Origin of the sequence: Salinivibrio sp. ML323, assembly GCF_001995745.1 — a bacterium.
Taxonomy (GTDB): Bacteria; Pseudomonadota; Gammaproteobacteria; order Enterobacterales; family Vibrionaceae; genus Salinivibrio; species Salinivibrio kushneri.
On sequence record NZ_MUES01000033.1, the window covers coordinates 13081 to 27564 of the forward strand.

Annotated in this window: 12 protein-coding genes; 3 read left to right on the forward strand and 9 right to left on the reverse strand. The window is 48.5% G+C overall.

All coding sequences use genetic code 11. The features are described 5' to 3' along the window. Window positions 1-11: 11 nt before the first annotated feature. The 8 genes from traF to BZG13_RS15380 form a co-directional block, all read right to left on the reverse strand. A complete protein-coding gene (traF, locus tag BZG13_RS13595) occupies window positions 12-1142 on the reverse strand; it encodes a conjugal transfer protein TraF (RefSeq protein WP_077487002.1) in 1131 nt (376 codons plus the stop codon). 124 nt (window positions 1143-1266) lie between these two features. Continuing rightward, complete coding sequence (locus tag BZG13_RS13600) at window positions 1267-2184, reverse strand: DUF2861 family protein (RefSeq protein ID WP_077487003.1); 918 nt, start codon at window positions 2182-2184, stop codon at window positions 1267-1269. Further along, on the reverse strand, window positions 2181-2846 hold the full coding sequence (locus BZG13_RS13605) for a response regulator transcription factor (protein WP_077487004.1): 666 nt from the start codon (window positions 2844-2846) through the stop codon (window positions 2181-2183). The genes BZG13_RS13600 and BZG13_RS13605 overlap by 4 nt, the downstream gene beginning before the upstream one ends. Continuing rightward, complete coding sequence (locus BZG13_RS13610) at window positions 2818-4257, reverse strand: ATP-binding protein (RefSeq protein WP_077487010.1); 1440 nt, start codon at window positions 4255-4257, stop codon at window positions 2818-2820. Before BZG13_RS13610 ends, BZG13_RS13605 begins: the two co-directional genes overlap by 29 nt. Before the next feature lie 139 nt (window positions 4258-4396). Continuing rightward, complete coding sequence (gene pntB / locus BZG13_RS13615; protein WP_077487005.1) at window positions 4397-5773, reverse strand: Re/Si-specific NAD(P)(+) transhydrogenase subunit beta; 1377 nt, start codon at window positions 5771-5773, stop codon at window positions 4397-4399. A gap of 9 nt (window positions 5774-5782) precedes the next feature. After that, window positions 5783-7336 carry a Re/Si-specific NAD(P)(+) transhydrogenase subunit alpha gene (locus BZG13_RS13620; RefSeq protein ID WP_077487006.1) on the reverse strand — a complete coding sequence of 518 codons (1554 nt, stop codon included), beginning with the start codon at window positions 7334-7336 and terminating at the stop codon, window positions 5783-5785. Window positions 7337-7648: 312 nt separating this feature from the next. Next, the gene (locus BZG13_RS13625; RefSeq protein WP_077458887.1) at window positions 7649-7930 is read right to left on the reverse strand and encodes an HlyU family transcriptional regulator; all 282 of its coding nucleotides are present in this window, start codon (window positions 7928-7930) and stop codon (window positions 7649-7651) included. A gap of 141 nt (window positions 7931-8071) precedes the next feature. Further along, window positions 8072-8245, reverse strand: coding sequence for a hypothetical protein (locus tag BZG13_RS15380; protein ID WP_167369488.1), 174 nt, complete (start codon window positions 8243-8245; stop codon window positions 8072-8074). 348 nt (window positions 8246-8593) lie between these two features. On the opposite strand from BZG13_RS15380, the gene BZG13_RS13630 reads away from it, so the two are divergent. Further along, complete coding sequence (locus BZG13_RS13630; protein WP_198935530.1) at window positions 8594-9526, forward strand: hypothetical protein; 933 nt, start codon at window positions 8594-8596, stop codon at window positions 9524-9526. A gap of 229 nt (window positions 9527-9755) precedes the next feature. Here the strand turns inward: BZG13_RS13630 and BZG13_RS13635 are convergent, their stop codons facing one another. Next, a complete protein-coding gene (locus BZG13_RS13635; protein WP_077487007.1) occupies window positions 9756-11504 on the reverse strand; it encodes a bifunctional metallophosphatase/5'-nucleotidase in 1749 nt (582 codons plus the stop codon). Window positions 11505-11620: 116 nt separating this feature from the next. On the opposite strand from BZG13_RS13635, the gene BZG13_RS13640 reads away from it, so the two are divergent. Beyond that, window positions 11621-12523: an NAD(P)-dependent oxidoreductase gene (locus BZG13_RS13640; RefSeq protein WP_077487008.1), complete on the forward strand. Its 903-nt coding sequence runs from the start codon at window positions 11621-11623 to the stop codon at window positions 12521-12523. A 733-nt stretch (window positions 12524-13256) separates the two neighbouring features. After that, window positions 13257-14405 (forward strand): hypothetical protein, encoded by a 1149-nt coding sequence (locus BZG13_RS13645; RefSeq protein ID WP_077487009.1) that lies wholly within the window; start codon window positions 13257-13259, stop codon window positions 14403-14405. The last annotated feature ends 79 nt before the right edge of the window (window positions 14406-14484 follow it).

A 14484-nucleotide genomic window follows, 5' to 3' on the forward strand; every position in this document is an offset into this window, starting at 1 on the left:
AAAATGCAGCGTTAGAACGTAAATGCCAGCTGTGCCGATCCCCCATAGCTGTTGCTATCGATGATACTCGCGGCGATATCAAGATTGGCGACACCAAAGGGGGATAAACCAAGACCGAGGGTAAAGGCATTATCGACATTGTCCTCTAGATCCGCACGATAGCCGGTGCGTAGTTGCGCATGGCCAAAGGCGTCAAACTCTGCCCCGACTCGGAAAAACTGGGTGTCATCATCCACATTAAGCGTCCCTTTAAAGCCGCTTTTCTTGTTGAGATCTAAATCGGCAGCAAGGGTCACAAAATCAGACACAAACGCCGAGCCCAGGGTAAATTGCGGCTCAAGCTCATAAGTGAAACGGTTACCCGTTCTTTTAATGGTCACGGTATCGACATCTTGGCTAACCAAATTCTTACCGGCAAGGCCGACCCGATAAGGGCCCGATTGCCAAACAGCGCCAAGATCAAGGTTAAACGTGTTGTCCTCTTCACGGTAGCGGCTGTCATCCCAATCATCCGTATCGTAATCGTCGACCGCGACGCCGTAATTATAAGTAGTGATCCGTTGCAGTTTTGGCGTCACACCCACCGCGACGCGCTGACCGGCAATATCAAGGTTGGTCGCCAGTGCGACCCCTAATTCACCAATACCGGCGGCAATGATCGTCGCATTTGAATCGGGATCGGAGGTGACGTTAAAGTCATTGGTGTCGATATCGGGTAACACCGCGCCTTCAATTAGTCCCGATGTATAAAGAGTGGCAGAGACAGAGCCTGTGGGAATCCCCACCGCAGCACCAACACCGGCATTGACGTAGGCTTTATCGCCTTGCACCGCTCTCAGTGAAGATTCAATTTTTGTTGCATCTTGTTGGTCAAACGCATCAGCGACATCATCGAGGCCGTCAACAAGATCATCGGGATCTCGCGCTTCGGCGCCAATATAAGGGATAAGCACCCCAAAGGCGCTATCAGGATCAAGCGCAGCCAAAGCTGGGTTATGAAAGCCTGCGGAAAGATAATCCCCCGATGCCACGCCTACCCCACCCATCGCATTGGCACGGGCATCGGTTGGGTTAGTCGCCGCCAACGCACTGGTTGAGCATGCAGCCAGTGCCACCACAAGCGCTTTTGTTTTAAAGGTCATTGCGTTACCCCTATGTTTTGATTTGCTATTCAAAAGGCAAGCATAGAGGTAAAAGTGAATAATTAGACCGACTTCACTAAAAAGGTGTGAACTTTATCAAATTAACCACAACACAAGTGTCTATTTATTCGTCACCTTGTTTGTCAGAGCCACTCGGCGCTATCCTATTTAAAGCGTCAGGATCCAAATCCGGTAAATCAATCGCCCGGCCGATACGCTGAACTTCTTCAATTGACAGCGCGCCCTGCCAGCGCCGTTCAATCAGGGCAACACTAAACCAATACTGGCCATTGGGGACATCCAGCATAGGTAACTGAGTCGGCAGTCGTTTGTGCTTCTCTGCCGACCAAATCGGTGCACCGTCAGTTTGGTTTTGCGGATAAAGGTTCAGTGTCAAGAAAGGACGCTGACAGGTTGAGTTAAAATCATCAAAAGGGGCAATGTGCCAGCTTCGGGTATCTTTCCAGCTCAATGTTTGACGTGGCTGAGGCTGGGTCAGAAGCAACCAACTCGACCACGTATGGCCTGATACTGACTCTGCTGTGAGTTGATAAAGACCTTGGGAAATAGGATCGGAAAGGCCATCTTTGATCAAACGCCAACCGTGCTGCTGCGCCGGAGAGAACTCACCACGCATTACCGTTTTATCCGGCCATTTTTTTAACGTGAGTGCATTCACACCCGTTTGCGACTCCCCTGACACTTGGAGCCGGTAATACACCCGACTCGTGGTTTGGACCGTTTCGCGACGCACAGATATATTGCTCAACCAATCAGGCAATGTCTTTTGGCTTAAACTGCGCCCACAGTCTTCCGTGATCGCGAGCGCAAGCAGCTGAGCGAGATGACCCTGCTTGGCAGCAGAAAGATTGGGTTGCTGCCAGGCTTCAATCATGGCCTCTACACTGGCTGCGGTTCTTCCATTTAATAGGCGCTGATGGGCAGTGGTTAACGCGTCATTGCCGTTAAACCACGCGGCCTGCGCGCCACCAGCACCCAGCATAGTTGCTAATAGTCSAAAGAGAGCGCGCTTTTTCATCATGCTTTCATACGGTAGCCAACGCCACGCAAGGTTTCGATATTGACCGAGGGCAACTTCTGGCGTAGTTGTAATATATGGGTGTCAACCGTACGCGTGGTAGGATAATGGTTATACCCCCACACTTGATCGAGCAATTCATCACGCGTGAATACGCGTCCGGCATTTTTAGCCAGAAAGTGCAAAAGGTCGAACTCAGTGCGCGTCAAGGTCATCTCTTCGTCACCACAAAAAACGGCTCGACTCGCGGTATCGATACGCACATCATTGATAACGATGTCATTGCTTGAGACCTCTACCTCGCCCACGGGATGACGAAGGTGCACACGCACACGCGCGAGCAGCTCTGCTTCGGCAAAAGGTTTGGTGATATAATCAGTGGCTCCCGAATCCAAGCCGCCAACACGATCGCGTACCGAGACCATGGCTGTCAGTAAAATCACAGGAATAGTTTTAAGCTTATTCCAATCCGCTAGCCACTCAATTGAATCTCCTTCTGGCAATTGGCGGTCGAGGATCACGAGATCAGCATCGCGCCATAATTCGGCCACTTTTGTCGCGTTCTCTGCATATAAGCAGCGGTAGCCTGCTTGTTCCAAGCTTGCCAGTAACCCGTCAGCCAGGTTGGCATCATCTTCAACCAGAAGTAACGTCGCTTGCGCCACAATGAATCTCCAAAGTAAATGTGGTGGGTGGGCCAGATAGAATTAACTTCCCCCCCATTCGCTCAATCATGGATTCTACAATCGTCAGCCCCAGTCCAAGTCCACTTTGGCTGACAAACGGTTTACGTATATGTTTCCAGTCCTTGGCCGTCAGTTCCCCTTGATCGCGTATCGCGATCGTAAAACGATCCTCAGACACGTGAGCATGAACATCGACAGGTGCTACGCCATATTTGACCGCATTAGCAATCAAATTGTTCAATGATGTTGTTAACCAATAAACATTCGCTCGCACCGCCCCATCTTGGCTTACGTGTAACGTAACTTGGTGTTCGTCGCAAATATAACCCAACCACTCTTCAACAGACGGAATTGTCTCTTTACTGAGAGGCTTCTGGTTGGATTGTAAATAATCTTTACTTGCCTCCGCCAATTGTTTTAGGCGTCGCGAATCCTCGCAAAGCCGGCGAAATTCTTCATAAAAATCATCGGGTAAACTATCAAATTTGCGCCGAAAGCCCTCCACTGTCATGGATAAGCTAGCAATCGGGGTACGAAGCTCATGAGTGAGGATTTGCAACACCAGCATACGCTCTTGCATCAACCGACGCTGCACTGTCCAGCGGTTAAACGCCCAACCACCCAGTGCCACGAGGTTGATAACGATTAATGCTCCGACCAAGTAGGGCCAATAACTGGGCGCTTTTTCTTCGTTCCAACAAATGTTGCCCACCCGCGCCAAACAGAAATCTTGCTCTCCTCGAGGGGTGATCCTTAAATCAAACTCGGCCAGTAATGGCTGCCATTGCGAGGCTTGGTATAAATAATAATAACTGCCAACGCGCACCCACATCTCATCCTGACTGATTAACGATTTAGCGCCGCTATTTAAGGCATCAACGGCATGAGACTCCATCCGCTGCAACCGCCCCAACAAGCTATCGGGTTCTGCTTGAGGTCGCTCTTGAATATGAAAGAAGCGCATTAATTCGCTACGCCGCTCGGGAAACTGCTCGGCATATTTTGCCGCGTAACTCCCCCCACCGGGATGAATAAAGCCAGACCGCGAGAACCACGCCACAGGAAGCTGGGTGTGATTACACATCGCTCGCGTGAACACCAACGGTTCGGTCACTTGCGGATTAACAGGCCACGGCCCTTGGCATTTTTGTGCGGCTTGATAGAGGCGGCGAATGTCTTTTAACGGGTATTGAGCACTCTGCGGCAGTAAACTCTCTGGGCTTAGCAATACACGTGGAAACGCTCGGTTAATGCCGATCAAGTTGTAGCGAGCGACAGGATCGGCAAGCAATAACTGCGCGCGAAAGGCAGTCATCTGCTCTGAAAATGTACTTGCCGCCACGGATGGCCAGCCAGTTAGTGTGAGAATGATTAGCAGCAGAATTCGCATGGTCGCAAGCTTACCATCGATTTTTATCAAAATGTCAGTACCGTGTAAGTTCCATCATTCCTCGCTTAGTCAAGACACGCCAAAAAAAGAGCCAGTCGGAACTGGCTCTTTTCGACAGCGTATCAAGCATTAAGGCCAATTATAGCGCTTTAAAAATCGCTTCTACACTTTGTTTCGCGTCACCGAACAACATGCTGCTGTTGTCTTTAAAGAACAGCGGATTTTGCACCCCGGCATAACCTGTGTTCATTGAGCGCTTAAACACCACCACATTTTTGGCGTTCCAGACCTCAAGAACCGGCATGCCCGCAATCGGGCTCGATGGGTCTTCCGTCGCCGCAGGGTTCACCGTATCGTTGGCACCAATGACCAAAACGGTATCTGTGTCAGGAAAATCATCATTGATTTCATCCATTTCCAACACGATGTCATACGGCACTTTAGCCTCAGCCAACAATACGTTCATATGACCGGGCAAACGACCCGCAACAGGGTGAATGGCAAAGCGCACCTCGACCCCCATGCTACGGAGTTTTTCTGTCACCTCGTAAACAGGATATTGGGCTTGCGCGACCGCCATGCCATAACCTGGGGCGATGACCACGCTGTTTGACTCTTTCAGCATTTCGGCGACTTCTTCGGCTGTACTTTCTCGATACTCGCCGACTTCGTCATCACCCGAAGACGCAGCGCCATCAGAGCCAAAGCCACCGGCGATGACACTAATGAAAGAACGGTTCATCGCTTTACACATGATGTAAGACAGAATCGCCCCCGATGAGCCCACTAGCGCGCCTGTCACAATCAAGAGATCATTTGCCAGCATAAAGCCAGCCGCCGCCGCTGCCCATCCTGAGTAGGAATTGAGCATCGACACCACCACGGGCATGTCTGCGCCACCGATCGAAGCCACCAAGTGATAACCAAATGCTAGCGCAATCACGGTCACAATCAGCAGTGCCGCTGTTGAGCCTTCAGCGTTGACAAAGCTGATTAGCAACAAGAACGACACAACCACAGCGGCCAAGTTAAGCTTGTGACGATGTGGCAACATCAGCGCCTTGGAAGAAATCACGCCACGGAGTTTACCAAAGGCGACAATCGAGCCGGTGAAAGTAATTGCACCGATAAAGACACCGAGGAAAATCTCAACCAAGTGGATGTTAAGCATCGCGCCAGTCAGCGGCGGGTGATCGATGTAGGTATTAAAGCCCACCAATACCGCAGCCAGACCCACGAAGCTGTGTAGCATCGCCACTAGCTCCGGCATTTCCGTCATTTCTACGCGCTTGGCGTAATAAATACCGATCGCGCCACCAATGACCATGGCCAGAATAATCCAGCCCACACCTTGCACTTCCGGCCCCCAGATGGTGGCAACCAGTGCGATCGCCATCCCGGTAATCCCGTAATAGTTACCCGCGCGTGCTGACTCTTGCTTTGAGAGCCCAGCCAAACTGAGAATAAAACAAAGCGCAGCGACAATATACGCCGCTTGTACCAATCCTTCAGACATTCTTTCTCCTTACCCTTTACGGAACATTTCAAGCATGCGCTTTGTAACAGTAAAGCCGCCAAATATATTGATGCTGGCGATCAACACGGCAATGAAAGCAAGGAAGGTTACAAAGCCAATGCCTTGTCCTACTTGCAATAACGCCCCAACGATGATGATGCCAGAGATCGCATTGGTCACAGACATCAGCGGGGTATGCAGCGCGTGAGTCACATTCCATACCACGTAGTAGCCCACCACACAGGCCAGTACGAAAACGGTAAAGTGAGAGAGAAATTCACTAGGGGCATAATTGGCAATCCATCCGAACGCCCCTGCGGCGGCGGCCATTAGACCATACTTAGTCGCCCGAGAGGTTTTTTTGGGTGCCGGCTTAGGAGCAGGTTCAGCTTTAGGCTCTGCTTTGGGTTGCGCGGAGACTTGAATCGGTGGCGCCGGCCAGGTGACCTCGCCTTCTTTGATTACGGTCACGCCACGCACGACCACATCATCAAAATCAATCTGGATGTTGCCGTCTTTCTCTTTGCAAAGCAGTTTGGTGAGGTTGACTAAGTTAGTCGCATAAAGCTGTGACGATTGGGTGGGCAAACGGCCGACCATATCGGTGTAACCGATCACTTTTACGCCATTGGGCGTGGTGATCACTTGATCTTTTTCCGTGTACTCACAGTTGCCACCATTGGCTGCGGCGAGATCGACGATCACACTGCCCGGCTTCATGCTGTCAACCATCTCTTTGGTGATCAGCGTCGGCGCTGGCTTACCGGGGATCAGTGCGGTTGTGACGATAATGTCGACATCTTCTGCTTGCTGCGCATAAAGCTTTTCCGCCGCCTGATTAAACTCGTCAGACATTTCTTTGGCATAACCATCGCCATTGCCTGAGTTGTCTTGTTTGAAGTCGACTTCTAAAAACTCCGCGCCCATGCTCTCGACTTGTTCTTTCACTTCAGGACGAACATCAAAAGCACGGACAATCGCCCCCAAGCTACCGGCTGCGCCAATCGCCGCTAGCCCAGCAACGCCAGCCCCCGCAACAAAGACTTTCGCAGGCGGTACTTTACCCGCTGCCGTGATTTGTCCGGTAAAGAAGCGGCCAAACTCATGCGCCGCTTCAACCACTGCACGGTAACCGGCGATGTTTGCCATCGAGCTTAACGCATCCAATGACTGCGCACGCGAAATACGTGGGACCGCATCCATGGCCATCACGTTCACGTTCTGCGCAGACAAACGTTCGAGTAATTCTTCGTTTTGAGCGGGCCAAATAAAGCTAACCAAGGTGGTGCCTGCCTGCAGCAACGCCACTTCATCTTGGCCAGTCTCTTCAATTACGCCTGGTGCATTAACTTTAAAGATGATGTCAGACTGCCAGGCAGCGTCTGTATCAACAATGCTCGCACCAGCTTGTTCGTACGCAGTGTCTTCAAAGCTTGCTTGTTCGCCTGCTCCCTTCTCTACTACGACGTCAAAACCGAGCTTGATAAGCTGCTCAACCGACTTAGGTGTCGCAGCTACCCTCGTTTCATTAACGAGCCTCTCTTTTGGAACACCAATCTGCATAGCTATTCCCTGAATGTTGGCTTATAAGAAATTTTTTTGGTTATCACAGGCGCGAAAACCGCGGCCTGAAATAGGTTCACTGATAAAAATARGCACTCCAAGCGGTTTTATTCGCTTATCACGCTGTTGCGGTCTGTTATCAGTGCTTCGTGCTTAGCAACGCAACAGTGTTAACTTAACGAGTTTATTCCTTAATCACCACAGGGCGGGGATCGCCATTGGGGCATAAATGTGATCTGGGCTACACTTTATCCGAATTAATTGCTCATAGTTATGCATTGTTTTTGCTATCGAGCGATTCGTTGACGTCCCTCAATCAAATAGTCGATCACCGTTTTGATCAATCATCATTTTTGCTTTTGTGACCATCAAGCTGTTGGCATCTTCCTGACTTCCCAGCAAATCTGAGCGAATAAACCTATGGGTGAGTACCTTGTCATCAAACGGTTTACAAATGCGGCCACTGACACGATATTGACCGTTTTCGGCGGTCGATTCAGGATAAATTAAATACCCTTGGTATTCCGTCGGGGTGACTGACGCCTGTGATTGTTTTTCGCTTCCCTTGGAAAACAGTGCAGAGAACCATCCCATCTTTTGTACTCCTCAATTAATCGCATTCGTCGGCTTGGTAAGCCACTCATTGTTCGTAAACGCTCGGGGACGATTAAACCATAAAAAAAACGCCACATCTCGATGATGTGGCGTTTCGCGTTCTATCCGTTTTAAGTCGTCTTATCGGTTTATACCAATATCACGCTGCAAATGTGCCGGTAAACGGCTGGCATCATAAGCGGGCGCGTGCGTGCTGCGAGTAAACAGCACATCCATGGCGTGAGCGATCAGTCCTTTGATTGTTACCGCGTAAGATCGACGAGAACGGGGCATATTAACCGTTGCAGTCGTCATCAGATCCTCGCTTTGTTGTCTTAATCACTCGTCGCAAATTATAAGGTGCTACCCCGAGATTTAAACTGATGAAAATTAAACCAATGGATTAGTTTTTCTAATCTAAAGTGCTTGCCGGTTAGCACGTATTCATTATGTTAAGTTGCAGTAAAATAAGCGAATCACTTATCTGACGGACAAGCCATCAATGAGTTCAGTTTGTCTGTTTGAATTCACCACTCGCGTCCTCATACTGTCTGACTTTTTATACGACACAGTGTATTAATCATTGAAAAAGACTATTTTTCACTCGATTAGTTGTGAAAACCTGATAACATCGTGATTACACATGTGACCAAGGTGTTGACCATGCTCGCGTTTCTCGCCAAACATTCAGCGTTGTGTCTTTTTATTGCCGCATTGATTGGCTTTGCCTTTCCGAGCGTCTCGTTAGCCTTATTTCCGTTTTTACCTTATGTGCTATTCGCCTTGATGCTGTTTACCCTGCTTGGCATTCATCAAGGTCTATTATTGAAAGCGTTAGCCCGGTGGCAGGTCTGGGTGTACGCATTAGTTCACTCAGTGCTACTCACCGTACTCACTTGTTCTCTCGCGTGGCTACTCGGCGCGTCTACCTCTTTGTTACTTGCAATCAGTGGCATTTGCGCCACTGGGTCTTTGTTTGCAACGCCTGCCATCATTCGTTCTTTGGGAATGGACGCGCTCATCGCCATGGCCTACACCATCGCGTCAACATTGCTCATGCCTGTCGTCTTATTCATCAATCTCACGGTGCTGTCAGGTGATGATTTTTCATTGGATCTAAAAAGCTATGCGGTGCGATTGGTGATCTTTATTTTTGGTCCCATGCTGTTTGCCGCGCTTTTTCACGCGCTGATCAAACCAGAAAAGCTCAAACGCATTCACAGCAAACTGGCACAGTTTACCATTGTGCTGGTGTTCAGTTTTCCATTAGGGCTAGTAGGGCCGTTCGGGGCAATGTGGCAAAACGACTCAGGCTACGCGTTGGAGCTTTTAGCCATTTCAGTTGCAATTTGCATACTTTTTTTCATCATTGCGTATGGGCTATATCGAAAACGGGGGCGGGAGGCGAGCATGATCGCCGCCGTATCGGCGGTCAATCGGAATGTATTGCTAACGTACACCGTTGCCGGTGCCGCGCTGGGGCCGGCATTTCTACCATTAATCGGCGCCATACAGCTGCCCATTTATTTACAGCCGTTGTTAGTGCGCTGGGGAACCCGACTCAAACAGGTTCCCCCGCAATCCGCGGATCAGTAAATAAGTTAAATGACTGGCACAAAGTAAACAATCGATGCCCAAGCCACCAACCAAAAACTGATCAAGCCGATATCAAACCAATCACGTTTTTCCATAACCCCTCACCTTTCGATAGTGTGTCGATCAATTCAGGTTCACTTAATGTATCGACAATCTTGTCAAAAACTTAAACGGCAATTGTCTGCCGTCAACACCAAGCTGACTATCAATAAGCAAAGGGCAAGCCAAGTTATTTCCCCCAGCAGGTTTTCCTCTCACCAGACGTTCGGAGGTAACACACTAAAGGCTCAGCAGGCAGTGCTAACACTGGCTGCTGACGTGCATAGTCAATAAAGCACTCCGCCATGGATAAGCCAATCGAGCGACGTTCACCGGTTTGAATCGCATCGTATCCCTCTTTTCCTTGCGCGGTATAAGATGACGACACACCCGTGTATTGTCGCTCATCATCTATGGCTATCCAGTGATTACCACGCTTTATTTCGAGTTGGGTCACCCGCGTGCCCATCGGCTGCCACGCTTCGTAGCGATAGCGTATATCGGCGCAATACGGAAAACTGCCCGACCCGAGGCCCGTTATGCCATTATCTGTCGCATTGTTGATCGCGCCTTCAATCGCACGACGGATCTGTGCGCCGGTTACCTGGTAGGCGATCACGTCAATAGCAAACGGTAACAACGCGCCTGCAATTAAAGCAGCAGAGAGCGGCCCGGCGTTTAAACTGACTCTCACGCCACCCGCATTATGAATAGCAAAATCGGCTTCAATGCCTTGCTCACGTGCCGCCCATAAAAAGCTTTCTGTCACCAGTGGCGCCACTTCGCTGCCGCCCTCGCTGTCAGGTACGCGTACATGACGGAGTCGTTGCGGCACCTGAGTGACAATGTCACTTTCTAGTTGCGCCACATGGGGACGGTAGGTGCGCTGTAGATACTGTTTCAACGCGAGATCACTGGGTAATATCAGTACATTGTCTTGTCGGTTGAGATAGGCTCTCACTGCTTGATACGAACCTTCGGTCAATTGCTGCTCCCGCGAGGCATCCATCGCGAGGCTACGGCCAAGCAATAAGTAGTTTTGGCCTTCAAAGGCAACTGGCCGACCGTTTTCATCAATAGATAACGTAAACCGCCCAATGGCTTGCGCATGGCAGCCCGCTTGCACAATCCAGGTATCGTTGATTTTATAGCCGTAGGGATCTTCTTTCGCCAAACCAAGGTTTTGAAAGTCTCCCTGCAGCACATGGGTATGACCGCCCACAATCACATCAATCCCATTAACCGCAGTCGCTAGTTCCTTGTCTTTGTCATAACCCAAGTGGCTCAATAAAATAATGGTATTCACGCCTTGTTGGCGCAAAAAAGCCACGGTGTTTTCGGCGATCCGTGTTGCCGGCAAAAAAGGCGTATCGTGATCAGGGTGAGCCAATGCCGCCATTTGCTCAACCGCTAAACTGAAGATGCCCACTTTGTGCCCGGCATAGGTTTTGATGAGTGTACTCGCACGCTCCTCCGGAGCGATATATGGCAATAAAGCGGGTTTGTCACTGACACGCTTATCCTTGTCTTTTGACTCATCCGCCACATGCCAATTCCCCGCAAGCAATGGGAATTGAATATCATCAAGAAAGTCGGCCACGGGGCCATTCCCTTGGTCAAGCTCGTGATTACCAATCGCCATCGCATCAATACCGAGTCGATTCAGCAAATCTGCATTCGCTTTACCTTTGAATAAGGAGTAATACAGAGTCCCTTGAAAGCAATCCCCAGCATGTAAAAAAAGGAAGGCATGATCATCCTGCTTAGCCTGCTCGCGAAAATGTGATACCGCAGATGCAATGCGTGCGAACCCGCCGCTATTGGCATAAACCGGTGTCGCCTTGTCGTCCAGGTTCAGTGAGACAGGGGTGGACTCAAAGTGAGAGTGGGTGTCGTTAATATGCGCGATCGTTAACGAGAAAAGTTGTCGTGCTGTCATAATTATCCGTGCCGCAACACAAAAGAAGATGATACAAGCTTATCATCGACAAATACAACAAAGGTTAAGTTTCTGATAAATTTACCCCAAATTAACGACAAGGAAGCAAGATAACCATGCAACTCAACAATACCAAGGTAGCCTTTATTGGCCTAGGCGTAATGGGCTTTCCAATGGCCGGGCATCTTCAACGCCACGGCTACCCAACTCGCGTCTATAACCGCACCACCCGCAAAGCCGAAGCGTGGTGCGACACCTATTCAGGCACATATGGAATGACGCCCGCCGAAGCTGTAGCTGATGCTGATATCGTCTTTATGTGCGTGGGAAACGATGATGACGTACGCAGTGTGGTGTATGGCGATATTGGTGTGTTAGCTAATATGAAAAAAGGCAGTACGCTGGTCGATCACACCACTACCTCTGCCGAGCTGGCCCTTGAGTTGGCACAAGTATGCGAGCGTCAAGGCCTAAGCTTTCTCGATGCCCCCGTCTCAGGCGGCCAAGCTGGCGCGGAAAAAGGCGCACTCACCATTATGGTCGGTGGCAACCCGACTGTGTTCAGTGACGTTGAACCCGTCATGAACGCCTATGCCAGTGCCATCCAGCATATAGGCCCATATGGCAGTGGCCAGCGCTGTAAAATGGCCAACCAAATATGTATTGCCGGCGTCTTACAAGGCTTATCCGAGGCACTCACCTTCGCGCAATCCGCTGATCTCGATATCGAAAAGATGCTCAATGCCATTAAACATGGTGCCGCAGGCTCTTGGCAAATGGAAAACCGTGCTTTGACCATGGCGGAAGACAGTTTTGATTTTGGCTTTGCGATTGATTGGATGCGTAAAGATTTGGGCTTTTGTTTAGAAGAAGCCGCCAAATTAGGCGTGAACCTTCCTTTGACCGAGCAAGTGGATCAACAGTACAACAAGTTACAAGCGCGCGGCTATGGCCGTTGCGACACCTCGGTCCTGATCAAGCAGTTTGATAGAGATACCAAACCATCTTCATCGACCTGATTCAAACACGCGCCTTTCCTCGGCACTTGAGGCCGAGGAAAGGCGAAACAAGGTGTATACTAAAGTTAACCAATAAGGAGGGGTGTAATGACAGCTATCTATGTAATCTGCGCCATCGCCATGATCGTTGGCCTGTTCACCTTATACGCACCCTCTATTGAAAAATGGTGTGATAAGCAATTAAGCCCGAGAAAGAAAGACCTGAATTCAGGTAATAAGTGCAACAATCATGATTAAACGAATGAGAGAGGATCAACTGTTAGTCATATGCTTCATATCGCCAGATCAAAACGTGGTTACCATGAATGACTAACAGTTGACCGAGGCATTATTGGTCAAATCAGTCACCTACCGCTCTAATTCCGTGAAAATTATCCCACCACTTACCTCTATGTGACTAATGGGCATATCGAGCTTATAACTTTGCTCATTGCGTTAACCTTGATCAATGCTGCATCAAGGTGTGCATTGTCATCGCATGAGATCAGTAGGAAACCCGTAAACCATGCTCTCAATAGCTTATCAACTTATGAGAAATGCCGAAGCCAGCTATCGAAAACTGGAAGAATTTAAATAACTCGTGGACGGCATCTAAGAATTGAAATTTCGTGATGGTATTCGCGAAACGGAGAGAAATAAGCATGAAAAGCCTGAGAAAGCAGAGCAACATATTTGATCATAGCTCTGTCATATATCAAGCTGTCACGCCTTATCATTAATGGAATTTTTTATTATGAAAAAAACAGTATTAGCTATATCAGTGATTGCATTTTTAACCGGTTGTGACTTAGATAACGATAGCTCGTCGTCAAACACTTCGTCATCAGGTTATACAGTAACTGGCTTTGATGGATATCTGCAAAATGCGGTTGTTTACATCGAAGATGATAACAAAAGTGGATTTAGTGATCCCGATGAGTTTATTGGTTTAACCGATGAATCTGGTACATTAACGCTCGACAACACACCTTCTGAAAAACTGTCTCTACAAACTTTAGTTCTTGGAGAGCCTGCACAACAAGTGCTTGCAGGTATGGATAGAAAATATGAAACGGTTTACACAACCGACTCAGATCGTCCTTCAATGCCACTCGATAACGAATATACACTTCATACAACTGAAGGTGCGGCAGTGATATCGCCATTGACAGATCTCATAGTATTAACGATGGAGAATGACAAGACGGATGTAGATACAGCAATTAATTCGATTCAGGGGGCGCTAGGTCTTCCTTCGGATTCAGATTTATACGTTGACTTTATTGATAACGGAAATAATAAGCTTCATAAGACAGCTCAAATCTTGGCAGACTCTAAAGCTAAACGCCCAGACAAATATCAATCAAATCCACGTGACTTCGTATTGGACGCAAAAAACGCCGTTGAAAAGATTTCTGATGATAAAATATCCGATCCGAACTATCGCATGACCGTAGACGGTGATAAAAGTATGGGCGAGATTCCTCCCACCTCATCAGATCCCTCTGTCAACCCCGACGTTTTTGAATCAATACAAGAAGATTTTGATGCATTAGATCTGACAAATGGTGACACAGTTAACAGGCCGGTTACTTTCTTCAAAGCAGACTTAGCTGATTTATTCATAGACAATGCTGATAATCCGATCACGTTACCTGATGACATTGAGGTATCTAATATTGATTCAAACTACGTCGTACTTGATGAGAACAATGAGAAAACAGGTCTTCTTGTATATTTACTCCAAAACGGAGAAATGCGCGTTGCTATGAAAAGCGATGATGCCATTAAAGGCTCTGGCGATTACATCGTTACCGTTTCTTACAAGGAAAAAAACGATAAAACACGCACAGCTAAAGCGCTTTTCTCGTATAGTATCAAAGATGACGTTACCTCGCAGTAAATTTTACTGGAGTTAATTAAATAGGGCTAACGCATGAGTTGCTTTTTAAGTTATAATTAAGTATTAATACCACATGAAT

Excerpts from the sequence above, each read along its gene's own strand:
- BZG13_RS15380 (WP_167369488.1), bottom strand. The coding sequence starts at position 8,245 with ATGACGACTGCAACGGTTAATATGCCCCGTTCTCGTCGATCTTACGCG.
- BZG13_RS13635 (WP_077487007.1), bottom strand. The coding sequence starts at position 11,504 with ATGACAGCACGACAACTTTTCTCGTTAACGATCGCGCATATTAACGAC.
- BZG13_RS13645 (WP_077487009.1), top strand. The coding sequence starts at position 13,257 with ATGAAAAAAACAGTATTAGCTATATCAGTGATTGCATTTTTAACCGGT.
- pntB (WP_077487005.1), bottom strand. The coding sequence starts at position 5,773 with ATGTCTGAAGGATTGGTACAAGCGGCGTATATTGTCGCTGCGCTTTGT.
- BZG13_RS13610 (WP_077487010.1), bottom strand. The coding sequence starts at position 4,257 with ATGCGAATTCTGCTGCTAATCATTCTCACACTAACTGGCTGGCCATCC.
- traF (WP_077487002.1), bottom strand. The coding sequence starts at position 1,142 with ATGACCTTTAAAACAAAAGCGCTTGTGGTGGCACTGGCTGCATGCTCA.
- BZG13_RS13640 (WP_077487008.1), top strand. The coding sequence starts at position 11,621 with ATGCAACTCAACAATACCAAGGTAGCCTTTATTGGCCTAGGCGTAATG.
- BZG13_RS13625 (WP_077458887.1), bottom strand. The coding sequence starts at position 7,930 with ATGGGATGGTTCTCTGCACTGTTTTCCAAGGGAAGCGAAAAACAATCA.
- BZG13_RS13630 (WP_198935530.1), top strand. The coding sequence starts at position 8,594 with ATGCTCGCGTTTCTCGCCAAACATTCAGCGTTGTGTCTTTTTATTGCC.
- BZG13_RS13620 (WP_077487006.1), bottom strand. The coding sequence starts at position 7,336 with ATGCAGATTGGTGTTCCAAAAGAGAGGCTCGTTAATGAAACGAGGGTA.